We start from the raw sequence: 24746 nt of genomic DNA, 5'->3' as shown, positions 1-24746 counted from the left end.
GGGGCCGAAGGGTGGGGCGTCGGCAACCTAACAAGCAGGCTGTATGACGATCGCCGACGCGCGCGGGCCGGCGGGTGCGACGACACCTGTCCGGAGCAACACGCCGGCCGCCCTGCTTACGGCCGGGTCACTGCACGTCGAACTCGTTGCCCTCCGGGTCGGTCATCGTCACGTGCCCGCCACCGTGCTCGGTGACCACGCGCACCACCGACGCCCCCAGCCCCTCCAGACGCGCCACTTCGGCGTCACGCTCCCCGGGGGCGGCGTGGACGTCGATGTGCAGCCGGTTCTTGCCCCGCTTGGGTTCGGGGACGGCGTGGAACAGGATGCGGCGCCCGAGGCCCATGCCCCGTTCCGCGTCGACCGGGTCATCGGGGTGCCGGACCGCCGCCAGCCCGCGCCACGCCCGGCGTCCGTCGACTTCGACGACGTCCTCCGGCCCGACGGCGCCCACGGCGAGGAGCCGGCCGATGAAGGCGGCGTGGTCCTCGACCTCGTAGTCGAGGGCCGCGGCCCAGAAGGCGGCCAGCCGGTTGGGGTCGGCGCAGTCGACGACGAGCTTCCAGTGCAGGGGCATGGAGGTCTCCCGAGAGGGGTGGGATGGGACGTGATCTTCATAGCGTCTCGCCGGTCGCACACGCAATCGGTCCGCTCCGCGTCGTACGTGCTCTGCTCGGTCCCCGGTCGATGTGCGGATAATGGGGGGTTCCGCCAGACGGCCGCCGACGGTGTCGGCCCGACGGCGGACATCCGACAGAGAATCAGCACCGATAGATGGGGGCGTCGATGAAGAGCGAACAGCGGCACGGGAAGCGGTACCGGGGGCGTCTCGCCCGCCGGATCTCCGCTGTCGTCGCGCTGGCGCTGGGCACCGCTCTGCTGGCCACGCCCGCGTCGGCCGCCGGCACCCGGCCCGAGACCCGGACGGTACAGCAGGTACGGACGGTGACCGCCGCCGGACCGGCCGCCGCGGCGGAGGCGGGGACGCGGTCCGAAGCAGGGCCGGTGGCGCGGGTCCAGCGGGCCGATGCCGGGGACCAGGTCCTGGCCAAGGAGAAGAAAAAGAAGAAGAAGGGCTTCTTCGCGAAGCTGGGCATCGCCCTGCTGATCATCCTGATCGTCGTGATCATCCTGGTGATCGTCGCGATCTGGCTGATCATCCACTTCGTGCGCAAGGCGTTCCGCCGTCGGCGCTCCTGACGACGGGTCCCCCTTCCGGGCGCTGCCGGGACTTCCCCGGGAGCCCTCGGAAGGGGCCCTCGCCTTCCCCTCCCGGGCTACTTCGCCCCGCGGGCCCTGCGCGGCTTCGGCGGTTCGCACTCCTGGGCGGCGGCGATGAAGGGCTCCAGCGCGTCGTGGAGCCTGTTCAGGGATTCGGGCCCCAGCTCTATCCGGTAGTACTGGAGGGACGGGACGAGTCTCGTCTCGAAGTCGCCGCCGTCGCCTTCACCGGAACCGTCGTTCCTCCCGGCTCCCACCCGCACGTCCATGCCCGGGACGGCGAAGGTGTGGAGGTGGACGTCCTCGGTCACGGTCGGATCGAGGTCGTCGTACGCCTCGACCTTCACCCATGTCTCCTGGGTGATGGATTGGTCCCCGACCGTCAGCGTCCTGCCCCCCTTCCGCACTCCCGGCTCGCCCCGCCGTGACTCGTCCACCTCGATAAACCTGGTACCCATCGGCGCCCCTTCCTCAAGATCACGTCAAATCGTAGCCGCGTCACGCGAGTTGCCGTCTCCCGGTGGCCGGAGGGCGGCCGGAGGCTCCGCGCTCAGCTCGTCCGGACGACCCAGGCCAGGGCGAGCCACGGGCAGGCCGCCGCGCCGGCGGCGAGGCCCCAGCCCGTCGCGGTGGTCGGGAAACCGGTGAGCAGCGGGACGACGAGCACCGCCCCGCCGGCCAGGAATGCCGCGGCGGGCAGGTGCACCCAGGGCTCGAAGCGCCGGGCCCGGGCGACCCCCGCCTCCCGGCGGTGCATGGCGACGGCGGTGCTCAGCCCGGCGACGAGGGCGAGGATCCAGATCACCGGCCGGACCACGACGCGGCCGAGGGTGGACGAGAGGTCGTCGTCCCCGGCCGGACGTACGCCCAGTTCGGGGCGGCTCGGGGCGTACAGCAGCTTGATGGAGCGGCCCTGCTCCAGTTCCCCCTGGGTCCGCACGCCGTCGACGGTCACCTGGCGCGGGCCGGAGTCGAACGGGACGGTGACGACGATCGTCGAGCTGAACTCCTCGACGTTGCGCTGGGCCGCGCCGGTGGCCTGCGGCGTGCCGATCACCTTCGCGACCGTCAGCTGGTGGACGCGCCCGCCGGCCCGGTTCACCTCGGCGAGCCACAGGCCGTGCGCACCGTCCGGACCGACCGCCTGGCTGAGCGCGGCGGCGCTGGTGAGGGCGATGCCGAGGCCCAGCACCCAGGAGAGGGCGCGCGACCGGGGCGGCTCCGGCCGGGCCCCGTAACCCCGGCGGGAGGCCCGGCGGCGCGCCGCCCGGCCGCGCGCGGCACGCCGCCGGGAGGCTTCGCGGCGCAGTGCGGCCCGCCGGCGCGCGCGGACCACCAGGGAGGTCAGGATCCAGGAGAGGGCGCAGGCCGCCGTGGCGCCCATCATCCAGAGCAGGTGGCGCTTGGGCGGCTGTTCGGCGAAGGAAACGGTGCCATACGGGAGTACGGCGAGCAGCGCGGTGGCGTATCCGACGAGCACGGTCGCCCATCCGGTGAGCCGTGTCCCTGCCCTCATGCCCAACAACCCCGCCCAGCCATCTGATGATCTTGACGTGGACAGCGTAGTTGGTGTGCTCGCGCGGGTGTACGAGTGCCCGGGCGCCGGGACGGCGCGGGAGCCCGGGCGCGGCGGGGCTCGGGGGTACGGGGACCGGGCCCGGGAGGGCCCGCGGGGCTCAGGCGTACGGGGTGAGGAACCGCTCGGGCTGGCAGGCGTCGCAGGGGCGGACGTCGTGGGTGGCCATCTGGGCCCGTGCCTCGGCGGTCGTCAGGGTGTCCTCGCCGCCCTTCGGCACCCAGCACCCGGCGTGGTGCAGTTCCTGGAGCACGCCGCCGGAACGGCGGTAGAGGGTGATGGGCCAGACCGCGTCCTCGAAATCGGGGCGCAGGGTCCGGCGCTGGGAAATGTGCGTCCGATCGGAGTCCCCGGAGAGACGTTTGAGCACGATCTCGCGGATCCAGTCGTGCGGGGAGCGGCCGACTCGATGCGCCGCGGCCTCGATACGGTCGAGTTCGTCTGGGCTGAAGAGCTCCTCCATGACGGGGGACAGTAGCAGCGTGGAAGCCCTCCCGACCCCTGATCCGAAGGATGATCTCACTGCGCCCACCTGCGGGTTGACCAGGGTGTACGGTTCGCTTCGGCATGTGCCCGCGGCCCTGTGGCCGCCGCCGGAGGGCCGTGGCTGCGCCGTTCCGACCGGGCATAGGACAAGCGTGTATTCAGGGTGCATCGGACGGTTGGGGAAGAAGGGATTCCGTACGTTCGGAAATCACCTGTCCTTGTGAACAACCGGTCGCCCGGTGCCCCGCGCGGGTCAGTGCGAGGCGTGCGATCCGAGGTAGAAGAGCAGCCAGATGAATCCGGCCAGCAGATGGCCGAGGACGATGTAGACCAGCACGCGCCGGCCGATCGCCTTCTCGGCCTGCTTCTCGCTGTCTGTCACACACCGCTCCCGTCGAACACCGTTCGATCATCGTAGGTCACGGTGCGGGGGTGCCCCGACGTCATCGGCGGGGGCCATGTGGGGGAGCGCAGGGCATGTCCGGTGCGTTTGTCACATGATCAGAGGATCGGTTTGTTAGCTTGAGGCCGCTTGGTCCCGTCTGTCCGTTGTGCGGCTGGGGGTGTGGTGGTGGCGGTTTCTGCGCGAGAGGCCCGACTTGCGGCGGCCCGTGGAAGGAAGGCCGCGAACGTGTCCGGCGAGGGGGCGGCCGCCGCCGGGATCCCGGCGGGCGGGATCGCCGCCGGGGGCCTGCCGTTCGACGGCGGGCCGGCCGACGTCGTACCCGCCCTGGGCGGCCGCGGCGGCTCGGCCCCCGGCGGACCCGGCACCCCCGGATCGGGCGGCGGCACCCCGGGCGGCCCGGGTGGCGGCCCCGATGGCCCACGCGGCGGCAAACCGGTCGCCCCCGCACCGTCCGAACCCCCGCCGGACTACGACTACGACGGATTCAGCAGACTGGCGGGCGAGTTGACCGAACCCCCCGCCGGCGTCTACCGGGTCCGCTACCGGCGCCTGGTCGCCGGCGGCATCCGCGGGCAGCTCGGGGCGCTGCTGCTGGTCACGGCCGCCCCCTGGTCTCCCTCGCCCTGCTGGTATGGCTGATGCAGCCGGAACACTGGGTCGAGCGCCCGTTCATCGACGGCTGGGAGCGCGCCGCCGACGCCGTGATGACGCTCTCCATCGGTCTCATCGAGACGTTCCGCCTCGTCAACGTCGTCTCCAACGCCCACGCCACCTGGGTGGCCCGCGACCCCGTCCCGGTCCGCGCCCAGCCGGGCACCCGGGTCGCGTTCCTCACCAGCTTCGTCCCGGGCAAGGAACCGCTGTCCATGGTCCGCGCCACCCTGGAGGGCGCGGTCCGCGTCCGGCACGACGGCGTGCTCGACGTCTGGCTGCTCGACGAGGGCGACGACCCCGAGGTGAAGCGGCTCTGCGAACGGCTCGGCGTACGGCACTTCACCCGCAAGGGCGTCGAGCGCTGGAACCAGCCCTCCGGCAGCTTCCGGGCCCGCACCAAACACGGCAACTACAACGCCTGGCTCGACGCGCACGGCGACGACTACGAGTTCATGGCCTGCGTGGACACCGACCACGTGCCCCTGCCCAACTTCCTGGAACGGATGATGGGCTACTTCCGCGACCCCGACGTCGCCTTCGTCGTCGGCCCGCAGGTCTACGGCAACTACACCACGGCCGTCACCAAGGCCGCCGAGAGCCAGCAGTTCCTCTTCCACGCCCTCATCCAGCGGGCCGGAAACGCCTACGGCGCCCCCATGTTCGTCGGCACCAGCAACTGCGTCCGCGTCAGCGTGCTCCGCCAGATCGGCGGCCTCTACGACTCCATCACCGAGGACATGGCCACCGGCCTGGAGATCCACCGCCGCCGCAACCCCGCCACCGGCCGCCGCTGGCGCTCCGTCTACACCCCCGACGTGCTCGCCGTCGGCGAGGGGCCCTCCTCCTGGACCGACTTCTTCTCCCAGCAACTCCGCTGGTCCCGCGGCACCTACGAGACGCTGCTCCGCCAGTTCTGGCGCGCCGTCTGGACCATGTCGCCCGGACGGGTGGTCAACTACTCGCTCATGGTGGCCTATTACCCCATGGCGGCCCTCAACTGGGTTCTCGGCGCCGTCTCCTGCGTCCTCTTCCTGGCCCTCGGCGCCTCCGGCATCAACGTCGAGTCCCAGGTGTGGCTGATGCTCTACGGCGACGCGGCGGCCCTCCAGGTCGGCCTGTACGTCTGGAACCGGCGCCACAACGTCAGCCCCCACGAACCCGCCGGCTCGTCCGGCACCGCGGGCATGCTGATGTCCGCCCTCTCGGCGCCCCTGTACGCCCGGTCGCTGGGCGAGGCCCTGCTGCGCCGCCGCTCCCGGTTCGTCGTCACCCCGAAGGGCGACTCCGCCAGCCCGGACCGGGTGCTGACCTTCCGCACCCACCTGACGTGGGCCGCCGTCCTCGCGTTCGCGCTCCTCGCCTCGATCGTGCTCAGCCACGCCCACACGGCGATGCGGATCTGGGCCTTCCTGGGGCTGCTGACGACGCTCATCCCGCTGGGCGTATGGCAGGCGGGCCTGCGCGCGCAGCGCCGCCGCGGGCCGCTCCCCGCCCTGGCGGACGGCGGCCCGGGTGGCGCCCAGGACGGCGGCCAGGAACCGGAGTCGGCCCGGCCGGTGGGGCAGCGGACGCCGGTGTGACGCCGGTGCCGTACCGCGTTCGGCGGGGAGGGGCGAAAAACCGTTGACAGAGACTCACTGTGTGTAATTGAGTGTACTCAAACGGGTATTCGATCTGGGGGATCGTCATCGCTGCCAAACACACCGGCCTGGCCGTCGCCTGCTGCGCGCTCGTCGTGGCGAGCAGCGCGGTGGCCTGTGGCACGGAAGAGAAGCTCGACGCCGGCGCCAAGGTGGAGAGAGCGTTCGAACGACTGGGGGAGGAGCGGGCCGTCGCGGTGGAGTTCGCGCTCGACGCGGACGCCGACGCGATATACGCGGCGCTGAAGGAGGGGAAGGACGGGAAGGACGGGGTCGACCGTGACGCGGCCGGCATCCTCGCCGATCTCAAGCTGAGTTACGCCGCCGTCTCCGACAAGCCACTGAAGGAGCGGGACGGCGGCAAGGACGCGCACCGGGCGTCCGCGGCCGGGCGGTTGGCCAAGAAGGACGGCACGGTCCTGGCGGAACTGCGGTCGGTCGACCGGAGGATGTACCTGCGCGGCGACATCAAGGCGTTCGCCGGGATGGTGAAGCCCAAGAACGCCGGGGAGCGGTCCGAACGCCGCGACTTCGAAGAGGCGTTGAAGAGAATAGACCGGATGCCGGACTCGCTGGCCGCGGTCAGGAACGCGCTCAAGGGGGAGTGGGTCGTCCTGGACGCACGGGAGTTCGAGGAGCTGGCGAAGAAGAGGCGCCGGCGGGACGAGGGCGGCGGTGATTCCGGCGAACCGGACGCGCAGACGCAGAAGCGGGTCGCCGACGCCCTCCGGAAGACGCTCACCGACAACTCCGTGACCAAGGACGCCGGCACCAGGAACGGCGCCGAGCACGTGAAGGTCACCGTCCCCGCCCGCAAGGCCGCCGGGCAGCTCGCCGAGGCCCTCAAGCCCCTGGAGAAACAGCTCCGTACGGCGGGCAAGGGCAAGGACCTGAGCGCGCTGGAGAACGCTCCGGACAAGGACGTCGTCTTCGACGTCGCACTGAAGAGCGGCCGGCTGTCCGCCGTCACCCTCGACATGGCCGCGCTGGACAAGGACGTACGGGCCCCGCTGCCGCTGACGGTCGGCTTCGACAGCACGTCCGTGACGGTCGACGCGCCCTCCGGCGCCCAGAAGCTCTCGGCGCGGGAGATGACCGAGGCGCTCATGCGCATGGTGGGAGTGGACGCGGACGGGCTCGGCGGGGCGGACCGCGGCCTCTGAGACGGTACGGCGGCGGGCGCGCCCGGCCCGCCGCCGCAGGCCAGGGGGAGGGTGATGTCAGGGGCGTGCCCGCTGCGCCGGGGCGGTGGCCGGTGCCGGGGGAGCGGCGGCCGGGACGGGTGGTGGTGACGCGGGCGTCGGGGCGGCCGGGGTGGCCGGGGCGGGACTCGCGCCCGGGCCGGCGGACGGTACCGGGGCGGGACCCGCTTGCTGTGCGGCAGGCGAAGGCTGTGCGGCAGGTGAAGGCCGGGCGGGAGGTGCCTGCTGGGACGGAGGCGAGGGCTGGGCCGCAGGCGCGGGAGGCGCGGGCGGGGCCGTGGAAGTCGGGGGTGGCGCCGCGGCCTCCGGTGGGGCCTCCGGCGGCAGCGTCGGTTCCGTCGTCGCCAGGCCCAGCGCGTACGCCGCCCACCAGTGCCCGGCGGGCGGCGCGCCCCGGCAGGCGCCGTCCGACTCGCCCGGCCGCTTCACCCACACCAGCGCGTCCACCAGCGGGGCGCCCGTCACCGTGGTGGGCGGTGCGCCCAGAGCACGCCCGGGCGGATTGCACCACGCCTCGTCGCCGGCGTCCTCCTTGCCCTCCTGCCGGGGCAACGGGCCGTTGCCGTTGCGGCTGGTGTCGATGATGTAGTGGGCGCCGCCGAGGAGGGCCGACAGACGGTCGCCGTAGGCGCGGGTGACGGGCGTGGTCTGGAAGTTGGAGACGTTCAGCGCGAAGCCGTCCGCGTGTTCCAGGCCCGACCGGCGCAACAGGTCCGCCAGCCGCTGCTGGTCGGAGACCCAGCCCGCGTTGCCCGCGTCGATGTACACCGACGTCCGGGGCAGTGCCTTGAAGGCCCGTACGGCCTCGCCGAGCAGGACCAGCCGCTCCGCCTGGGCGTCCGGCGGCGACGAGCAGCCCGAGGCCAGGTGGGCGAGGGCGTCCGGTTCGAGCACCACCCAGGCCCGGCGGTCTCCGATGCCCTCCGTGGCCCGGGCCACCCACCGGCGGTACGCCGCCGCGTCGGGGGCCCCGCCCGAGGAGTACTGGCCGCAGTCGCGGTGCGGGATGTTGTACGCCACCAGCAGCGGGACGCTTCCGGCGGCGGCCGCCGCGCGCGTCACCCGCTCCGCCTCCGCCCGGGGATCGTCCCCGGCAGCCAGACGGCCGCGGGGCGGTCGGCGATGCGCCGCAACGCCTCCGCGTCCCCTCCCGCCCGCGCTCCTGCCAGACCCGCACCTGGCGCGCCGCCGGACCGGAGGGCTCCACCCAGAACGGGGAGGCCCCGGCCGTCACCCCGTCCGCGGCGCCCGCCTGTCCCGGGCACAGCGGCAGGCACACCGCCCCGGCGCTCGCCAGCAGAACAGCACCCCGCCGGGCGTGCACGAGAACGCGGGCCGGACTCGTGGTGCGCATGGGCTCCACCCTTCACCTGGGCAACCGTGGTCGTACCAGGCTGTAAGGTGGCGGGCCGTCAGGTCGCGCGGGCTTGCGCCGTGTGGGTCGGCCGCTGGGCCGGCCGGGTGAGGGGCGGCTGACGCCGCGGGGGGAATCGGGGCGGGTGCCGGTCACCGAGTGCCGGGCGGCCCGCGCCCCGGTGCCAGGCTCCCGCTTCGGCCACCCGGCCACGCGCGGCGCCCGCTGCCACCCACAGTGCCCGGCCGACCTCACCCGGCGCCCGTCGGCCACCCGCCCGTCCGGAGCGCTCGTCAGCCGTCCTCGATGTCCGAGATGAGCCGGGTGCTCAGATCGCTCTGCACCGCCAGCCGGGTGTGCCCGGCGTCCGGGCCGGTGCCCCAGGTGAGGGTGACCGTGGTGAAGAGGTGTCCGGCACCGGAGTCGTGGTAGCGGACCTCCCAGTGGGTGGGCACGTCCTGGGCGCGCAGTACGCCGTCGGCGTGGTTGGCCTCCTCCCAGGCGGCCAGCCGCTGCCGGAGGTCCTCCGTCAGATAGTGGGCGCGGAGCTCCGGGCCCAGGTCGTCGGTCCCGTCGAAGACCGCGTCGATGTACGCGCCGTAGAAGTCGGCCACCCGGTCGACCGCCGAGTCGGGACTTCCCTCGCGCACCGCGTCACCCGCCTGTTCGTCCGGCATGAACTCCCCCAGGTACATCATGATTCGGACAGCTCCTTTGAGAACGAACTGCCCAGGTTCCGCCGGAATAGGCCCTTCAGGGGAATGTCACCGCATATATCGCTATGGCGGTACGGGACTTGGGGAGCCCAGGGGGTCAACCTCCCAGCACCTCCGCCAAGTCGTACGACACCGGCTCCTCCAGTTGCGCGTACGTGCACCCGCCCGGCTCGCGGTCCGGGCGCCAGCGGCGGAAGCGGGCCGTGTGGCGGAAGCGGTCGCCCTGCATGTGGTCGTAGGCGACCTCGCAGACGCGCTCCGGGCGCAGCGGGACCCAGGAGAGGTCCTTCTTGCCCGTCCAGCGGCTGGGGCCGCCCGGGAGGCGGGCGGCGGCCTGGGCGTCGGCGTCCGCCCAGTCCTGCCACGGGTGGCCCTCGGCGGTGGGCATGCGCAGCGGCTCCAGCTCCGCCATCAGCTCCTGGCGCCGCTTCATGGTGAACGCGCCGCACACGCCGACGTGCTGGAGCCGGCCCGCCGCGTCGTACAGGCCCAGCAGCAACGAGCCGACCACCGGCCCGCTCTTGTGCGGGCGCAGGCCCGCGACGACGCAGTCGGCCGTCCGCTCGTGCTTGACCTTGACCATGGCGCGCTCGCCGGGCCGGTACGGCAGGTCCGGCGGCTTGGCGATCACCCCGTCCAGGCCGGCGCCCTCGAACCGCTCGAACCAGCCGTGCGCGACGTCGAGTTCGTAGGTGACGGGCGCGGTGAAGACCGGGTCTCCGGCGTCGCGGAGCGCGTCCTCCAGCATCCGTCGGCGCTCGCGCTGCGGGGTGGCCAGCAGGGAGGCGTCGCCGAGGGCCAGCAGGTCGAAGGCGACGAACGCGGCGGGGGTGGTCTCGGCCAGATGGCGGACCCGGGACGCCGCCGGGTGGATGCGTTCCAGCAGGGCGTCGAAGTCCAGCCGGCCGCCGCGGGCGACGACGATCTCGCCGTCCAGGACGCAGCGTTCCGGCACGTTGTCCTTCAGGGCCGCCACCAGCTCCGGGAAGTAGCGGGTCAGCGGGCGGCCCGAGCGGCTGCCCAGCTCCAGCTCGTCACCGTCCCGGAAGACGACGGCCCGGAAGCCGTCCCACTTGGCCTCGTACTGCATGCCCGGAGGGATCGTCGCGGCGGGCTTGGCGAGCATCGGCTCCACGGGCGGCATCACCGGAAGGTCCATGATCCCGATTGTGCGGGCGGCGGCGCCGGCCCGCCCGCCGACAGGCGCCCGGGCCCCCGGACGCCTTAGCGTGGCCGCATGGCAGAGACGCTGGAGCTGACCGTCGGCGAGCGGACGGTACGGCTGTCCAACCCGCAGAAGGTCTACTTCCCGCAGCGCGGCTACACCAAGTACGACGTCGCCCGCTACTACCTGAGCGTCGGCGACGGCGTCCTGCGGGCCCTGCGGGACCGCCCCACCACCCTGGAGCGCTACCCCGACGGCGTCGACGGCGAGTCGTTCTTCCAGAAGCGGGCGCCCAAGAACCTCCCCGACTGGATCCCCACCGGCCGGATCGCCTTCCCCAGCGGCCGGTACGCGGACGAGATCTGCCCCACCGAGACCGCCGCCGTCCTCTGGGCCGCCAACCTCGGCTGCCTCACCTTCCACCCCTGGCCGGTCCGGCGGGACGACGCCGACCACCCCGACGAGCTGCGCATCGACCTCGACCCGCAGCCCGGCACCGGATACGCCGACGCCGTGCGCGCCGCGCTGGAACTGCGCGGGCTCCTCGACGGGCTGGGGCTGACCGGCTGGCCCAAGACCTCCGGCGGCCGGGGCCTGCACGTCTTCGTGCCCATCGCCCCGCGCTGGACTTTCGTGCAGGTGCGGCGGGCCGCCATCGCCGTCGCCCGGGAACTGGAGCGGCGGATGCCCGAGCACGTCACCTCCGCCTGGTGGAAGGAGGAGCGCGGCGCCAAGGTCTTCGTCGACTACAACCAGACCGCCCGCGACCGCACCATCGTCGGCGCCTACTCCGTCCGGCCCCGCCCGCACGCCCCGGTCTCCGCGCCGCTCCGCTGGGAGGAACTGGAGAGCGCCGTCCCCGAGGACTTCGACATCACCACCATGCCGGCCCGGTACGCCGAACTCGGCGACGTGCACGCCGACATGGAGAACCACCCCTGCGGCCTGGACGCCGCCCTGGAGCTCGCCGCCCGCGACGAGAGCGAACACGGGCTCGGCGACCTGCCGTACCCGCCGGAGCACCCGAAGATGAAGGGCGAGCCCAAGCGCGTCCAGCCCAGCCGGGCGAAGAAGACGGACCGGGGCGGGACGGACGCGGCGGGGGACGCGGCGGGGGATACGGCCATCTGACGGCGTGCCAGTCGGGCTCATCACCCGTTGTCCGTGTTTACCCGGACATTGGGGGTGGAATCTGGGCAATGCTCTGTTCCCACCTCGTACCAGAGGAGTTCCATGTACAGGAGACTCGCGACCCGTGCCGGCCGGCTCACCGTGGCCGGCGTGCTGGCGGCGACCGCGGCGGGTACCGCGCTGTTCGCCGCACCGGCCGAGGCGACGCCCGACGGCGCCGCCCGGGCGTACGGCACGGTCAGCGCCCGCACCGGCGTCAACGAGCGCGCCCTGCCCAGCACCGACGCCTCCGTGCGCGGCATCCTGCGCCACCGGATCCAGATCGGGCTGCGGTGCAAGGTCCGCGCCCAGGACATCGGCGGCAACAACGTCTGGTACCAGCTGAGGGACCGCCAGACCTGGGTCGCGGCCAAGTACATCGACGACAAGGCCGCCAACGTCCCCTACTGCCGGATGCTCAACCGCAGCGCCGTGGACGACAGTCCCGCGTCGCGCAGCGCCATGGGCTGACGCGCCCGCAGGGCGCACCGGGTCCCGTCCGCGTCGCGGGCGGGACCCCCACCCCGTACGCACGGGGTGATTGCCGGAGCCGATACGAGTGGTGGCGCCTAGAGTTGCCTCACGTACCGCACGGGACGTAGCGCACGGACGTGGGACCAGCACCGGGCGTGGCGTCCGGGACCGGGCACCGCACCGGGCCACGAGCCTCCGTATCGGCCGGAAGGAAGAACGCGTTGGACCACCTGACCCATGGCTGTGTTCTGCTGCTGGACGGCACCCCCGACCGGCGGCGGGGCCTGGTGCCGAACCCGACCGCGCACGCCGTCGCCGGGGCCGGTCCGCGCGGTTTCCTCGCCGCCGCGACCGCGGACGTGGTCCAGCTCCCGGCGATGGCCGGGCCGCAGAGCGTCCTGGCCTACCTCCGCGACGCCGCCACCGTCCCCGGGCCCCTGCTGGTGTGGGTCACCGGCCACCTGATGGTGCCGGCCCGCAAGGGCGGCGAGGTGCACCTCGCGCTCCGCGAGAGCACCCCCGGCACGGTCCGCTACACCGGACTGCCGTGGGAGTGGCTGACCCGCACCCTCGGCGAACACGCCGGGCCGACCCTGCTCGTGGTCGACGTCGAGGCCGACGAGAGATCCTGGCCGCACGTCGCCGCCGCCGTCCGGGACGGACGGCTGACCGCGGGGCCCGCGGTGTGCGGCGTCGTCACCCCCAGCCCGGACCGCGCCCCCGCCGGCGCCTCGCCCTACACCCGGGCCTTCCTCACCGCCCTCGACCTCGGCCACCCCACGGCCGGACCCGTCCTCGACCCGGCCCTGCTGCACCAACTCGCCCTGGACCAGGCGGGGCTGCCCGACGGCCGGCTCGTCCTGCGGCACGGCACGCCCGGGCCCGTCCTCGCCAACCCCGCGCACGCCGCCCCGGCACCCGCCGCGGCCGTCCCCGCGCCCGTCGTCCCGGCGGCCGCCCCGCCGGCCGGGCCCCCGCCGACGCCGGCCCGCGAGGAGGACGCGCTGCCGCGCATCCTGGCCGCCGCCAACGCCGGCCGGCACAACGAGGCCGCCGCCATGGCCGCCGCCTGGGAGCAGCAGGTGCTGCGCCGGCACGGCCCGCAGAGCGCCGAGGCCGGACTGTGGATCGAGGTCCGCGCCGACCTCGCCCGGCTGGCCGGCGACCACCCGCGCGCGGCGGAACTGTGGATGTCCGCCGCCGCCAACCGGCTGGCCCGCGGCGGCCCGGCGGACGCCGAGGCGGTCGCGGCCCTCAAGCGCGCCCACTACTGCTGGCAGCACAGCGGGGACCGGGCGTCGCTGCTCGCACCCGCCCTGCTCGCCCTGTGGGAGCAGGTGCCCGGCAGCCTCGACGCCGCCGCGGACGTCCGCGCCCGACTGGCGGAGGGGCCGCGTCCGGTCTCGCGGTGAGGGGCGCCGCACGCCCGGGCGGGGGAGCGGTCACGGCCCCGACGGTGTCCGGGGTCCGCCGGCGCCTGCGGGGGCGAGGAGGCCGGGACGGGCCGCGCGGCCGGCGACGAAGCGGCCCGTCGGGCCGCAGCTGTTGAGGCCGGGGCGGGCCGGCCGCCGTGCCGGGCCGGGGCCGGTGGATCAGTGCCCACTTGTGGCGGCCACGGTCATCGGCTCCGCCAGGCCCGTACGCGCCCGCCGGGCACATGCCGTCCCCGACCGCCGCCGTCGGCCGCTCCGGCTCCCGGCCCGGGGCGCGCTTCGGACGGCCGTGGCCGGGCGGTCCGGCGCAGGTGCCGGGCCGGTGATGTGCGGCAGGGTGACGTCGGAGTCCTCGGGAGCGTGGAGCGGACGGCGTCGGCGCGATCAGGCCCCGGGCGTCCCGGGCGGTGGCGGGCACGGCCGTCCCGGCCGCCCGTGCCCGGCCCTCCGTGTGGTGTCAGGGGCCGACGAGGGCGAGCGACGCCCACAGCGCCACCACCGACAGCACCAGGGCGACGGGCACGGTGAGCAGGCCGAGGCGGGTGAACTCGCCCAGCGACACCTCCTCGTCGTGCTCGTGCACGATGCGCCGCCACAGCAGGGTGGCCAGGGAGCCGGTGTAGGTGAGGTTGGGGCCGATGTTGACCCCCAGCAGCACCGCGAGCACCGCGCCGGGACCGGCGGGGGCGGTCAGCGGCAGCAGCACCAGTACGGCGGGCAGGTTGTTGACGAGATTCGCCAGCAGGGCGGCCAGCGCGGCGAGGGCGAGCAGGGCCCACAGCCCGGTGCCGTCCGGGACCAGCCGGCCGAGGCCGGCGGCGAGCCCGTTGTCGACGACCGCCCGGACCAGGATGCCCAGGGCCAGGACGAAGGCGAGGAACGGCACCGACGCGGCCCGCAGCAGGGCGCCGGGTGTCGTACGGCGCCGGGTCAGGGCGCGGACCGCGAGCACCGTCGCCCCGGCGAGGGCGGCCCACGCGGGCTCGACCCCGAACGCGGAGGTGACGACGAAGCCCGCCAGGGTGCCCGCCACCGTGGCCAGCGCGAACACCGGCACCTCGTGCGGCCCGGCCGAGGGCGGCGCCTGGGCGCCGGCGGCCAGGTCGGCGGCGAAGTACCGCCGGAACACCGCGTACTCCGTCCCGATGGCGACCAGCCAGGGCAGCGCCATCAGGGCGGCGAACCGGGTGAAGTCCAGGCCGGTCGCGTCGAACGCCAGGAGGTTGGTGAGGTTGGAGACAGGGAGGAGGAGCGACGCGGTGTTCGACAGGTGCGCGCAGGCGTGTATGTGCGGCCCGGGCCGGGCACCGAGCCGGGCGACGGTCGCGAACACCACCGGCGTCAGCAGAACGATCGTGGCGTCCAGACTGAGCACCGCGGTGATCAGCGAGGCCAGCGCGAAGACCTGCGCGAGGAGCCGGTGCGGCCGTCCGGCGGCGGTACGGGCCATCCAGGCGCCGCAGGCCCGGAACAGCCCCTCGTCGTCGCACAGCCGGGCGAGGACCAGGACGGCCGCCAGGAAACCGATCACCGGCCCGAGCCGCACGGCCTCAACGCGGGCGTGCTCCAGCGGGACCGCCCCGACGGCGACCACCAGCCCGGCCGCGGGAACGGCGAACACCGCCTCGGACCGCCCCCAGGGCCGCACCACCGTGCAGGCCAGTACCGCCAGGAGGAGAACGACGGAGAGGACTTCGGCCAGGGGAGCGCTCATCGGACGGCTCCCGGATCGGTCGCGCGGGCGGGCGCCGGCCGGGATGGTTCGGTCGGGAGTCTGATCACCGGGAAAGTGTGTCAGGACGGCCGCGGGCGCTCTTGATGAGGGGCGGGGGTGTCGGTCCCGGCGGCGTCAGTTCCGGCGGGACGTCCACCAGCGGGCCTTGTACATCGCGCCGCGCACCATCCGCTTGGTGCCGTCCGGCCGGTGGAACGTGAGGACGGACGTGCACCAGACGCACGAGTGCCCCGGTTCGGGCCGGGCCGTCAGGATCCGGCCGCCGACGGGGTCGTCGCCGATGCTCTTGACGCCGGGAGCGGTGATACGCGAGCTCAGCGGGTAGTCCACGAAGCGGTGCCGGCCCGTCGCGTACTGGTAGACGGCCGTGCCGGTGGTCACCCAGAGGCGGCCCTTCGTGCCGAGGACGGGGGCGAGGTCGTGACCGTCCCGGGTCGGCAGGGCGCTGCGGTGGACGACGGCCAGCCCGGGGTCGTCGGCCGGCCCCTCCACCCGCAGGGCGACGAGCTCCCGGCTGCCGAGTGCCCACAGCAGCCGCGTCCCGGGATCCCAGTGGACGCCGTGCGCGCCCCGCAGCGGCACCTCCGCGTGGCGGGTCGCGCGGGAGCCGGCCGAGGCCGCGTAGACGCGGACGAAGCCGCCGGTGCTGGCCGCGACGGCGACGTCGCCGTCGGGCAGCAGGTCGATGCTGTGGGCGTTGCCCGGCCCGGTGTGGGCGGCCCAGTACACGTCCCGCCCCGGATATCCGACCACTGCGGCGAGCCCGCCGGAGGCGGTGGCCAGCAGATAGCGGCGGCCGCCGAGTTCGCGGAGCTTGGCCTCGCTCGGGTTGCTCCACGACGAGCCCGGGTCCAGGTCGGCGAGCTCCGCCCGGCCGTCCGCGCTCCACGACCACAGGACGCCCGTGCCCCGGGCCACGTCCCAGCTCCGCGCCTCGGACCGGAGGACGTACACGGCCCGGCTCGCCTGGTCGGCGGCGACGATGGGCGTCCCCGCCGCGCCCCGGCCCCCGCCCGCCCGCGGCTGCGCGCCGGCGGCGGGGCCGGTCAGCGCGACGACGGCCAGGAGGGCGGCCGTCAGCAGGCGCCGCACGGGCGGTCCGGTTCAGGGGTGCGCACGAGGGCCAGAATGGGCCGGACGGGGCGGGGCGGCACGACGCCACGCCTGGGGGACGGGGAGTTCGCTCCGGGGGTGCTCGCCGGGCGCGGCGCTGACGGGCCGGCGCGGCCCGTCCCGGCCCCGCGTCGTCAACCGGCGGACGCCGCCGGCCCTGCGGACCGCGGCGGGAGTGCGAGGGGAGGCGGCTCAGGCGTCCCGGCCGGAGGGGGGTGTGGTCAGGAGGCGTTCACGCTGCCGGATGGGGACGTCGTTGATCGAGGCGAAGCGGCGTTTCATCAGGCCGTTCGCGGCGAACTCCCAGTTCTCGTTGCCGTACGAGCGGTACCAGTGGCCCGCCGCGTCGTGCCACTCGTATGTGAAGCGCACGGCGATCCGGTGGTCGGTGTACGCCCAGAGCTCCTTGCGGAGGCGGTAGTCGAGTTCGCGGCGCCACTTGTCGCGGAGGAAGGCGACGATCTCGGCGCGGCCGGTGAGGAAGACGTCGCGGTTGCGCCACTCCGAGTCCTCGGTGTAGGCGAGCGCGACCCGCTCCGGGTCGCGGCTGTTCCAGGCCGCTTCTGCGGCGCGCACCTTCTCCAGGGCGGTCTCGGCGGTGAACGGCGGCAGCGGGGGCCTCGGGGCGTCGGGCATGGCGGTCTCCTGGTGTGGGCAGCGGCCGTGAGCAGCGGAGAACGATCGTTCTCCATGGTGTGCGGTAGCGTAGGAGAACGGTGGTTCTCGCACAAGGGAGAGAAGTGGCGGAGTCCGCGACGCAGGCGGGGCCCGGACCGGTGGAGAGTCCGGAGGACAGGGTGCTGGACGCGGCCGAGGAACTGTTCTACGGCCGGGGGCTGCAGGCGGTGGGCATGGACGCGATCCGGGCCGCGTCCGGGGTGCCGCTCAAGCGGCTGTACCGGCTCTTCCCCTCGAAGGACTCCCTCGTCGAGGCGTATCTGAGCCGCCAGGACGAGCGCTGGCGCGCCTCGCTGGAGCGGTTCGCCGGCGCGCGCCCGGCCGGGGCCGAACGGGTGCTGGCCGTCTTCGACTGGCTCCACGCGTGGTTCCGCGAGCCGGACTTCCGGGGGTGCGCCTTCGTCAACTCCTATGGGGAACTGGGCGCCACCCACCCCGGCGTCGCCGCCGCCGCGCGGCGCCACAAGGACGCCTTCCGCCGGTACCTGGGCGGGCTGGCCGCCGCCGCGGGCGGCTCCGAGGCGCTGGCCGACCAACTCCTCCTCCTCGCGGAGGGGGCCATCACCACCGCGGCCCTCTCCGGGAGCGCCGAGCCCGCGCTGCATGCGCGGGCGGCGGCGCGGGCTCTCATGGAGAAGGCGAGTTGACGAGGCGTCAGGACAGGTCGCGGATCACCTCCGCGAGCGTCGCCACGCCCTCCGCGATGTCCGACGCGGGCAGCGCCGCGTAACCCAGCACCAGGCCGGGGCGCCGGGGCCGGATGCCGTGCCAGGACAGCGGCTGGACCTTCACGCCCCGCTCCAGAGCCGCCTCGGCCACGGCCGCGTCGTCCGGACCGCCGTCGAAGGTGACCATCAGATGCAGTCCGGCGGCGGCGCCGTGCACCACCGTGCCCGGCAGCCGGGCGCCGATCGCCTCGATCATCGCGTCCCGGCGCCTCCGGTGCCGCCGCCGCAACTGCCGGAGATGACGCTCCAGTTCACCCGACTCCAGCAGCCGGGCCAGCACCAGCTGCGGCAGCGCCGCGTTGCCCAGGTCCGTGAACCGCTTCGCGTCCACCAGCGCCTCCCGGTACCGCGCGGGCGCGAGCAGCCAGCCCACGCGCAGGGCGGGCGCGAACAGCTTGGAGACGCTGCCCATGTAGCAGACGCCGTCCGAGAGCATCGACCGCAGCGCCGCCACCGGGGGCCGGTCGTAACGGTGTTCCGCGTCGTAGTCGTCCTCGACGATCAGGCCGCCGTCCGCGACCCAGTCCATCAACGCCCGCCGCCGGGCGCCCCCGAGGACCACCCCGGTGGGGAACTGGTGCGCGGGGGTGAGCAGTACGGCCCGCGCGCCGGTGGCCCGCAGCGCGTCGACGCGGACGCCCTCCGCGTCCACCGGCACCGGCGGCGTCGCCGCGCCCCAGTACCGGAAGTGCTGCCGGGCGCCCAGCGGGCCCGGGTCCTCCACGGCCACCTCGCCGATCCCCGCCCGCACCAGCACCTGGGCCACCAGGCCCATCGCCTGGGCGACTCCGCCGACGACGATCACCTCGTCCGGGTCCGCCACGATCCCCCGCGTCCGGGCGAGCCACCGGACCAGGGCCAGCCGCAGTTCCGGCGTGCCGCGCGGGTCGCCGTAGCCGAACGCCGAGGAGGTGAGGGAGCCGAGGACGGCCCGCTCGGCGCCCAGCCAGGCCGCCCGCGGGAACGCGGCGAGGTCCGGCAGCCCGGGCGACAGGTCGATCCGCGCCGGAGCGGCCCGCAGCGCGTCGAACGCGTCCGACCCGGGGGCCGTGAACAGCCCGTCGGGACGGGCGGGACGCGCCGGGGCCGGCGCCCGCCCGGACGGCACGCGCGGCACGGCCGGCGCCGCGACCACGAACGTGCCGTGCCGGCCGCGCCCGGCCGCGTGCCCGTCCTCCGTCAGCCGGCGGTACGCCTCGATCACGACGCCACGGGACAGCCGCAGTTCACCGGCCAGCTGCCGGCTGGGCGGCAGCCGGCTGCCCACCGGGAGCCGCCCGTCGGCGATCGCCTCGCGGAGCCGCCGGGTCAGCCAGTCGGCCAGCCCGCCCGGGGGCGCGTCGCCGACGTCCAGTTGGAGGAAGTCCGAACCGGCGGTACTCGGTGCCGGGCCGGTGATGCTGGGGCCCGGGCCGGCGGTACCTGACTTCGGGCCGGCGGCGCTCGGCTCCTGGCCGGAGGCAGCCGGTGTCGGTGTTATGGACCCTTCGGACGCGCGCTCTTTGGACCTGTCCATCGGGCCATTGTGACGGCAGGGTCGGAGAGGAGGAGACGCCGGGGCGGACAGGGCCCGGCGCGCGTGTCCCGGACGGAGCACCTTGAGCATCGAATTCCTGCTGACCTCACTGATCGTCGTGGCCACCCCCGGCACCGGCGTGCTCTACACCATGGCCGCCGGCCTCTCGCGCGGCGCCCGGGCGAGCCTCGTGGCCGCGACCGGCTGCACGCTCGGCACGCTGCCGCACATGGCGGCGGCCGTCACCGGCCTGGCGGCCCTGCTGCACACCAGTGCCCTGGCCTTCCAGACCCTCAAATACGCCGGTGTCGCCTACCTGTTGTACATGGCCTGGGCGACCCTTCGGGACAAGGGGTCACTCGCCGCCGACGAGGACACCGCGCCGCGGTCCGCGGCGCGGACGATCCTCGACGGTGTGCTGATCAACATTCTCAATCCCAAGCTGACCCTTTTCTTCTTCGCCTTCCTCCCGCAGTTCGTGAGCGAGGACGAGCCGCACGCCCTGCCGCGCATGGTTGAGTTGAGCGCCGTCTTCGTCCTCCTCACGTTCCTCGTGTTCGTCGTCTACGGGCGGTGCGCGGCGGCCTTCCGGGACCGGGTGGTCTCAAGTCCCCGTGCCACGCGCTGGGTTCGCCGTGCCTTCGCGGGTGGTTTCGCGGCGCTGGGGATCGGACTGGCGTTCCTCTGACGGCGCTCGCGGCGCGGAGTGTCCGCCGCCCGCCGAGGGCGGTTCGGCCGGCCGGGCCTCCGGCGGCGGCGCCGTCCGCGGTGGACGCGGCGGCGTGGCCATCAGCGGCGCGGAGGGCTTGACCGCGGACTCGTGCGGCGCCGTCGTCGGAGCCGCGTGGGTGGGCGGGACGACCGAGGGCTGCTTCGACGGGGGGTGGGGTGCCGTCGGGACGTGCGGTGTGGACGGTATGCGGGGTGTCGACGGAGGGCGGGACGAGGAGCCGTCGGGGGAGGGGCCGTTCGGAGCGGAGCCGTGGGCGGACGCGGACGGTCCGTCGGACGGCGGGCGGGAGGCGGCGTCCGAGGAGGCGTCCGAGGAGGCCGAGGGGGCGGACGAGTCGGAGGAGGACGGTGCCGATGGGCCGGAGGACGGGCCGGAGCCGTCCGGCGCGGGCGAGCCCGTGCCCGTACCAGAGGTGTGGGACGGCGTCGGCGGCCGGGGCGTCGGCGCCGAGTCGTGCGAGCCGTCGTCACCGACCTCGCGGTGGAACATCCGGTCCTTCCGCTCGGTGTCGACCAGCGGGATCGCCTTCATCGGCCCCTTGTCGGCGGGCCGCGGCAGGACGACCGTGACCGTCGCCACGGCGAAGCCCTCCCAGCGCCGCCCGTCGAAGGCCGCGCCGCGCACGTTCACCGAGGAGTCCGGCTCCCGCAGCGGATTGCCGCAGTTGCACTTGACCGCCGGCTTCCCGTAGGCGTCGACGAGCACCGCCACGCCGGCCTGGAGCACGGCCGGGTAGGCCCGCGTCCGGCCGTCGCCGTCGTAGTCGTGGTTGGTGACGAGCGTGTCGTGCATCAGGATCGCCGGCGTCAGGCCGTCGACGTGCTCCCGGATCGCCGGCTCCGCGATGCCGCGGGCCTCGGCCCACGCCTTGGCCTTGACCGGGTCGCCCGCCAGGTCCTTGAGCAACTGGGCCTTGTCGCAGCGGGAGACCTGCCGGGTGCCGCCGAACGCGCCCGGGGAGTCGCCGACCGTCGTCCCTCCGCCGTCCGTCGAACTGACACCCCGGACGTCACTGTGCGGGTCGGAGACGAACGGCGCGTCACCGGTCTGCCCGACCGCCTCCAGGGCGATGGTCTTCTTGCGGTCGCCGCCGCCGGAGCCGTCCGACGAACACGCCGTCAGGGCCGGGCCGATGGCGAGGACGGGGACCGCCAGCACGGCGGCGGCCCGGAGCCGTCGCCGTTTCCGCCTGCTCGCCGTGTCGTTGGGGACGGGTTCCAGCCGCATGTGCGCACCCCCGATTGCCGGTTCTTGCACTGCCGATGACTGTCGGTGGACTTCTCGTGAGCGGACCTGTGGGTGGACCGGGACGCTGACGGTCTTGTGCGGACGGGTTGTTGGGCGTCAGTAGGGGCGGCAGGTCGCCACCCAGCTGCCGGGCGGACAGGTCGTCGTCGGGCCGGGCGCGGATTCCGCCGGACCGCCGGACCGGCCGTCGTCGGTCGGCGCGGGGGCCGACGAACGGTCGCCGTTCGTCCCGGAGGAGGACTCCGGCTGCCGCACCGGCGCCGAGGACGGGGTCGACGTCCCGCCCGAAGGGCTCGTCCCCGACTGCTTGCCGTCGTCGAGGAACAGGACGGCCGAGACGCCCCGCCCGCGATGAGCAGGGCCAGCAGGGGAGCGGCCATCCTGCGCGCGGACCACCGGCCCCTGCGGCCCGGCGCCGCCCCGCCACCGCCGGCGACGAGTCCCGGCGTCCCCGACGACCGCAGGACGGCCGGGGAGTCGGGGTGGGGCGCGGGGGCGTAGGAGTTGTAGGGGGTGTACGGGGTGTACGGAGTGTACGGAGTGGGGGGTGTTCCGGTTTCGGGGGCGGGGTGGCCCGTGGTGGGGGAGGGGGAGAAGGGGCGGACGTCGGGCGAGGTCGGGATGTACGTCGGAAGGTGCCCGGGCGGGGTGCCGGGGTCGTGGTACGGGGGCGCGGGCGGGGTTCCGTCCGGTGGGCGGGGGGTGGCGGACGCGTTGCGGCCCGAGGACGGGCCCGGGTCCGTGGTCCTGCCCGGGTCCGCGGTCGTGCCCTGGCCTGCGGGGGTTCGCCAGCTCGCAGAGGTGGAGGGCGGCCCCGAACCGGCGGGGATACCGGAGCCCGACGCCGCACCCGGACCGGCGGTGGCGCCGGGGCCCTGCGCCGTATCCGGCCGGGATGGTGTCCCGGGCCCGGCCGGTTCCCCCGGACCGGGGCTCCAGGGCTCCGTCGCTGGTCCGGTGTCCGACCGGGGCCGGGGCGTCGCCGGACTTGTCCCCGTACCCGAACTCGTATTCGGACCTGGACCCGTACGCGAATTTGATCCCGAACCCGTCCCCGAGCCCCCGCCCGTACGCGGGTCGGCGAGGGCCCTTGCCCACGGCCGTTCCTCCGTGGTCCCGTCCGGGGCCCGCTCTCCCGAGGCTTCGGAGGCGGCGCCCGCGCCTTCACCGGTGTCACGTTCACCAGGGCGCCTGCCCGATCGCCCGTGATCCGCGAAGGAGGCCCCCGCCCCCGTCCGCCCGCCCGCCGCCGGCGCGGACGCCGCCGCGTCCAGCAGCCGCTGCGCCTCCACCGAACCCATGCGCGTGTGCGGGTCCTTGCGGAGCAGGCCGAGCAGGAGCGGTGCGAGCGGGCCGGCGCGGCGGGGCGGCGGCGGGTCCTCGTGCACGACGGCCTGGAGCGTGCCCAGCGCGGAGGCGCGGCGGAACGGCGACATCCCCTCGACGGCCGCGTAGAGCGTGGCACCCAGCGACCACAGGTCCGAGGGGGTGCCGGGGTGCTTGCCGAGCGCCCGTTCGGGGGCCAGGTAGTCGGGCGAGCCGATGACGTCGCCGGTACGGGTGAGGGTGCCCGTGCCCTCGACGAGGGCGATGCCGAAGTCGGTCAGCACCACTCGTCCGTCGTCCTGGAGCAGGACGTTGGCGGGCTTGACGTCGCGGTGCAGGACGCCGGCGGCGTGCGCGCTGCGGAGCGCCAGGAGCACCGCGGACCCCACGCGCGCGGCCTCCCCGGGCGACAGGAGGCCGTCGGCCTCCAGGACGTCGGCGAGCGACCGGCCGCGGACCAGCTCCATCACGATCCACGGGCGGCCGTGCTCCTCCACCACGTCGTGCACGGTGATCACGTAGGGGTGGCTGATGCGGGCCGCCGCCCGGGCCTCCTGGACCAGCCGGGCGTGCAGCACCCGGACGTCGGCCTCGCGCAGATGCTCGGGGGCCCGGACCTCCTTGACGGCGACTTCGCGGCCCAGCACCTCGTCGTAGGCGCGCCACACCACGCCCATGCCGCCGCTGCCGAGCCTGCCCAGCAGCCGGTACCGCCCGGCCAGCAGGGGAAACCGCTCGTCGCCGCCGTTGGCGTCCATGCCGTCCCGCCCCCTCCCCCGTGGGGCCCGGGCCGCTCCGGGCACCCGCGCAATCGGGCCACACCGGCTGGGACGCGACGGCGTGCCATACCGTTCCCGGGGGGAGGGTTTCGGTGCCCCGGTTCCTCCCCCAGAGGGGGGACCCCCACTTCGCCGTTTCCCGGGGCTGCGCCCCAGACCCCGCTTTTCGCGGCTTCGCCGCTCGTCCTCAAGCGCCGGACGGGCTGATCAGCCCGTCCGGCGAATGAACAGCGCCCGATCAGCGCGGGTCGGCGAGCTGGCGGTCGAGCCAGCGGAGGACCTCGGGGTACTCCTCGCGCCAGGTCTGGAAGTTGTGGCCGCCCTCGTCGCGGATCAGCTTGTCGACCTTGGTGGGCCACTTGGCCTTCTCGGCGAAGTGCGTGGCCTGCTTGAGGTACGTCTCCTCGCCCTTCTTGCTGACGCCGACCAGCAGCGACACCGGCGGCGCGGGCATGTGGGTCAGGCGCCAGACCAGGTCGGCCTCGTTCTTCAGCTGCTTGCTGCCGGCGTAGAGGTCGCCGGTCTCGCGGTCCTGGCGGGCGAAGAAGTCGGCGGAGAGGCCGGCGCCGGCGCCGTAGCGGGCCGGGTTGGTCATGGCCATCTTCAACGCGCAGTAGCCTCCGGTGGAGTTGCCGACCGCGCCCCAGCCGCCGCGCGAGTTGTCGGCCCGGTACTTGTCGTTGACGGCGACCGGCAGGTCCTGGTTGAAGAAGGTCATCGCCTGCGGGCCGCCCGGGACGTCGGTGCAGTTGGTGTCGCGGTCGGCGACGACCGACGGCCGGACCATCAGGACGATCGTCGGCCGCATCTTGCGCTCCTTGACGAGCTTGGACGCGGCCTGCGGGACCTTGATCTGGGTGATCAGGTTTCTGGAGACGCCGGGCTGGCCGGTGACCGCGACGATCACCGGGAAGCGGTCCTTCTCATGGCCCTTCTGGAAGTACTGCGGCGGCAGGTACGCGTACCCGTCCATGCTCAGGCCGGTGACCGGCCCGTGGATCGATATCCGGTCCACCTGCCCGCCCTTCTCGCGCGGGCCGAGACCCACCGACTCCTGCCCCTTCACCACGAGCGCGGGCGCCCGCTTCTCGCCCTCCTTGCCGGGCTGGAGCTCCTGGTGGCTGGAGTTCTGCCCGAACAGTTCCTTCCAGGTGGAGTAGAAGCCGAACTCGTTGTTTGCGGCGACGAGCAGCACGGCGAGGACGCTCACCTGGGAGATGACGAGCATGCCCAGGCGCGAGGCCCAGGACAGCACCCCCTTGCGGGCGGCGCGCGGCCACAGCCACAGAACCAGGGCGCACACCGCGACCGCGATGAACACCAAGAGCAACAGTAGATTCTGGGACGTGAGACCCACGGTGGTAACTCCTCCTGGAGGGTGCTTTCACCTGAG

The 24746-nt window shown here is 74.4% G+C and carries 22 protein-coding genes and 1 pseudogene; 8 read left to right on the top strand and 15 right to left on the bottom strand.

Annotated features, from left to right (window positions below):
* Positions 1–127: 127 nt before the first annotated feature.
* Positions 128–577 carry a VOC family protein gene (locus ACQEVS_RS02945; RefSeq protein WP_433014753.1) on the bottom strand — a complete coding sequence of 150 codons (450 nt, stop codon included), beginning with the start codon at positions 575–577 and terminating at the stop codon, positions 128–130.
* A gap of 209 nt (positions 578–786) precedes the next feature.
* Between ACQEVS_RS02945 and ACQEVS_RS02940 the strand changes: the two genes are divergently transcribed.
* Positions 787–1200: a hypothetical protein gene (locus ACQEVS_RS02940; RefSeq protein ID WP_433014750.1), complete on the top strand. Its 414-nt coding sequence runs from the start codon at positions 787–789 to the stop codon at positions 1198–1200.
* 77 nt (positions 1201–1277) lie between these two features.
* Here ACQEVS_RS02940 and ACQEVS_RS02935 read toward each other — a convergent pair whose 3' ends face one another.
* The 4 genes from ACQEVS_RS02935 to ACQEVS_RS02920 all read right to left on the bottom strand — a co-directional run bounded on the left by ACQEVS_RS02935 (position 1278) and on the right by ACQEVS_RS02920 (position 3665).
* Complete coding sequence (locus ACQEVS_RS02935) at positions 1278–1679, bottom strand: hypothetical protein (RefSeq protein ID WP_433014747.1); 402 nt, start codon at positions 1677–1679, stop codon at positions 1278–1280.
* 92 nt (positions 1680–1771) lie between these two features.
* Positions 1772–2737: a hypothetical protein gene (locus tag ACQEVS_RS02930; RefSeq protein WP_433014744.1), complete on the bottom strand. Its 966-nt coding sequence runs from the start codon at positions 2735–2737 to the stop codon at positions 1772–1774.
* 160 nt (positions 2738–2897) lie between these two features.
* Positions 2898–3260: a DUF6233 domain-containing protein gene (locus ACQEVS_RS02925; RefSeq protein WP_433014741.1), complete on the bottom strand. Its 363-nt coding sequence runs from the start codon at positions 3258–3260 to the stop codon at positions 2898–2900.
* Positions 3261–3536: 276 nt separating this feature from the next.
* Positions 3537–3665, bottom strand: a complete 129-nt coding sequence (locus ACQEVS_RS02920; protein ID WP_433014738.1) for a DUF6126 family protein — start codon at positions 3663–3665, stop codon at positions 3537–3539.
* A gap of 249 nt (positions 3666–3914) precedes the next feature.
* On the opposite strand from ACQEVS_RS02920, the pseudogene ACQEVS_RS02915 reads away from it, so the two are divergent.
* Positions 3915–5923: pseudogene (locus ACQEVS_RS02915) on the top strand (glycosyltransferase family 2 protein).
* A gap of 71 nt (positions 5924–5994) precedes the next feature.
* Entirely contained in the window at positions 5995–7146 is a 1152-nt protein-coding gene (locus tag ACQEVS_RS02910) for a hypothetical protein (RefSeq protein ID WP_433014735.1), read from the top strand.
* Between the two features lie 57 nt (positions 7147–7203).
* Here ACQEVS_RS02910 and ACQEVS_RS02905 read toward each other — a convergent pair whose 3' ends face one another.
* The 3 genes from ACQEVS_RS02905 to ACQEVS_RS02895 all read right to left on the bottom strand — a co-directional run bounded on the left by ACQEVS_RS02905 (position 7204) and on the right by ACQEVS_RS02895 (position 10414).
* Positions 7204–8247, bottom strand: a complete 1044-nt coding sequence (locus ACQEVS_RS02905) for a glycoside hydrolase family 6 protein (RefSeq protein ID WP_433014732.1) — start codon at positions 8245–8247, stop codon at positions 7204–7206.
* 585 nt (positions 8248–8832) lie between these two features.
* On the bottom strand, positions 8833–9237 hold the full coding sequence (locus ACQEVS_RS02900) for a hypothetical protein (RefSeq protein ID WP_433014729.1): 405 nt from the start codon (positions 9235–9237) through the stop codon (positions 8833–8835).
* Between the two features lie 115 nt (positions 9238–9352).
* A complete protein-coding gene (locus ACQEVS_RS02895; protein ID WP_433014726.1) occupies positions 9353–10414 on the bottom strand; it encodes an ATP-dependent DNA ligase in 1062 nt (353 codons plus the stop codon).
* Between the two features lie 78 nt (positions 10415–10492).
* Between ACQEVS_RS02895 and ligD the strand changes: the two genes are divergently transcribed.
* The 3 genes from ligD (at position 10493) to ACQEVS_RS02880 (ending at position 13476) form a co-directional block, all read left to right on the top strand.
* Positions 10493–11551: a non-homologous end-joining DNA ligase gene (gene ligD / locus ACQEVS_RS02890; protein ID WP_433014723.1), complete on the top strand. Its 1059-nt coding sequence runs from the start codon at positions 10493–10495 to the stop codon at positions 11549–11551.
* A 102-nt stretch (positions 11552–11653) separates the two neighbouring features.
* Positions 11654–12061 (top strand): SH3 domain-containing protein, encoded by a 408-nt coding sequence (locus ACQEVS_RS02885; RefSeq protein WP_433014720.1) that lies wholly within the window; start codon positions 11654–11656, stop codon positions 12059–12061.
* A 224-nt stretch (positions 12062–12285) separates the two neighbouring features.
* Positions 12286–13476: a hypothetical protein gene (locus ACQEVS_RS02880; RefSeq protein WP_433014717.1), complete on the top strand. Its 1191-nt coding sequence runs from the start codon at positions 12286–12288 to the stop codon at positions 13474–13476.
* 478 nt (positions 13477–13954) lie between these two features.
* Here the strand turns inward: ACQEVS_RS02880 and ACQEVS_RS02875 are convergent, their stop codons facing one another.
* The 3 genes from ACQEVS_RS02875 to ACQEVS_RS02865 all read right to left on the bottom strand — a co-directional run bounded on the left by ACQEVS_RS02875 (position 13955) and on the right by ACQEVS_RS02865 (position 16981).
* Positions 13955–15211, bottom strand: coding sequence for an SLC13 family permease (locus ACQEVS_RS02875; protein WP_433014714.1), 1257 nt, complete (start codon positions 15209–15211; stop codon positions 13955–13957).
* Between the two features lie 135 nt (positions 15212–15346).
* Positions 15347–16324 (bottom strand): DUF6528 family protein, encoded by a 978-nt coding sequence (locus tag ACQEVS_RS02870; RefSeq protein WP_433014711.1) that lies wholly within the window; start codon positions 16322–16324, stop codon positions 15347–15349.
* Between the two features lie 213 nt (positions 16325–16537).
* Positions 16538–16981: a nuclear transport factor 2 family protein gene (locus ACQEVS_RS02865; RefSeq protein WP_433014708.1), complete on the bottom strand. Its 444-nt coding sequence runs from the start codon at positions 16979–16981 to the stop codon at positions 16538–16540.
* Between the two features lie 104 nt (positions 16982–17085).
* Here ACQEVS_RS02865 and ACQEVS_RS02860 point away from each other — a divergent pair, with 104 nt between their 5' ends.
* Complete coding sequence (locus ACQEVS_RS02860) at positions 17086–17670, top strand: TetR/AcrR family transcriptional regulator (protein WP_433014705.1); 585 nt, start codon at positions 17086–17088, stop codon at positions 17668–17670.
* Between the two features lie 7 nt (positions 17671–17677).
* Here the strand turns inward: ACQEVS_RS02860 and ACQEVS_RS02855 are convergent, their stop codons facing one another.
* Positions 17678–19267 (bottom strand): PLP-dependent aminotransferase family protein, encoded by a 1590-nt coding sequence (locus ACQEVS_RS02855; protein WP_433014701.1) that lies wholly within the window; start codon positions 19265–19267, stop codon positions 17678–17680.
* Between the two features lie 82 nt (positions 19268–19349).
* On the opposite strand from ACQEVS_RS02855, the gene ACQEVS_RS02850 reads away from it, so the two are divergent.
* Entirely contained in the window at positions 19350–19955 is a 606-nt protein-coding gene (locus ACQEVS_RS02850) for a LysE family translocator (protein WP_433014698.1), read from the top strand.
* Here ACQEVS_RS02850 and ACQEVS_RS02845 read toward each other — a convergent pair.
* The 3 genes from ACQEVS_RS02845 to ACQEVS_RS02835 all read right to left on the bottom strand — a co-directional run bounded on the left by ACQEVS_RS02845 (position 19872) and on the right by ACQEVS_RS02835 (position 24674).
* The gene (locus ACQEVS_RS02845; RefSeq protein ID WP_433014695.1) at positions 19872–21227 is read right to left on the bottom strand and encodes a DUF6777 domain-containing protein; all 1356 of its coding nucleotides are present in this window, start codon (positions 21225–21227) and stop codon (positions 19872–19874) included. The two genes, ACQEVS_RS02850 and ACQEVS_RS02845, sit on opposite strands and share 84 nt — an antisense overlap.
* Positions 21119–23332 (bottom strand): protein kinase domain-containing protein, encoded by a 2214-nt coding sequence (locus ACQEVS_RS02840; RefSeq protein WP_433014692.1) that lies wholly within the window; start codon positions 23330–23332, stop codon positions 21119–21121. Before ACQEVS_RS02840 ends, ACQEVS_RS02845 begins: the two co-directional genes overlap by 109 nt.
* A 259-nt stretch (positions 23333–23591) precedes the next feature.
* Positions 23592–24674 (bottom strand): alpha/beta hydrolase, encoded by a 1083-nt coding sequence (locus tag ACQEVS_RS02835; protein WP_433027210.1) that lies wholly within the window; start codon positions 24672–24674, stop codon positions 23592–23594.
* Positions 24675–24746: the final 72 nt, after the last annotated feature.

Origin of the sequence: Streptomyces sp. CA-181903, from assembly GCF_050937075.1 — a bacterium.
Taxonomy (GTDB): Bacteria; Actinomycetota; Actinomycetes; order Streptomycetales; family Streptomycetaceae; genus Streptomyces.
This window is presented reverse-complemented; position numbering and strand designations above follow the sequence as displayed.

Coding starts and splice junctions, on each gene's coding strand:
- ACQEVS_RS02945 (WP_433014753.1), bottom strand. CDS start 577: ATGCCCCTGCACTGGAAGCTCGTCGTCGACTGCGCCGACCCCAACCGG.
- ACQEVS_RS02940 (WP_433014750.1), top strand. CDS start 787: ATGAAGAGCGAACAGCGGCACGGGAAGCGGTACCGGGGGCGTCTCGCC.
- ACQEVS_RS02935 (WP_433014747.1), bottom strand. CDS start 1,679: ATGGGTACCAGGTTTATCGAGGTGGACGAGTCACGGCGGGGCGAGCCG.
- ACQEVS_RS02930 (WP_433014744.1), bottom strand. CDS start 2,737: ATGAGGGCAGGGACACGGCTCACCGGATGGGCGACCGTGCTCGTCGGA.
- ACQEVS_RS02925 (WP_433014741.1), bottom strand. CDS start 3,260: ATGGAGGAGCTCTTCAGCCCAGACGAACTCGACCGTATCGAGGCCGCG.
- ACQEVS_RS02900 (WP_433014729.1), bottom strand. CDS start 9,237: ATGATGTACCTGGGGGAGTTCATGCCGGACGAACAGGCGGGTGACGCG.
- ACQEVS_RS02895 (WP_433014726.1), bottom strand. CDS start 10,414: ATGGACCTTCCGGTGATGCCGCCCGTGGAGCCGATGCTCGCCAAGCCC.
- ligD (WP_433014723.1), top strand. CDS start 10,493: ATGGCAGAGACGCTGGAGCTGACCGTCGGCGAGCGGACGGTACGGCTG.
- ACQEVS_RS02885 (WP_433014720.1), top strand. CDS start 11,654: ATGTACAGGAGACTCGCGACCCGTGCCGGCCGGCTCACCGTGGCCGGC.
- ACQEVS_RS02875 (WP_433014714.1), bottom strand. CDS start 15,211: ATGAGCGCTCCCCTGGCCGAAGTCCTCTCCGTCGTTCTCCTCCTGGCG.
- ACQEVS_RS02865 (WP_433014708.1), bottom strand. CDS start 16,981: ATGCCCGACGCCCCGAGGCCCCCGCTGCCGCCGTTCACCGCCGAGACC.
- ACQEVS_RS02855 (WP_433014701.1), bottom strand. CDS start 19,267: ATGGACAGGTCCAAAGAGCGCGCGTCCGAAGGGTCCATAACACCGACA.
- ACQEVS_RS02845 (WP_433014695.1), bottom strand. CDS start 21,227: ATGCGGCTGGAACCCGTCCCCAACGACACGGCGAGCAGGCGGAAACGG.
- ACQEVS_RS02840 (WP_433014692.1), bottom strand. CDS start 23,332: ATGGACGCCAACGGCGGCGACGAGCGGTTTCCCCTGCTGGCCGGGCGG.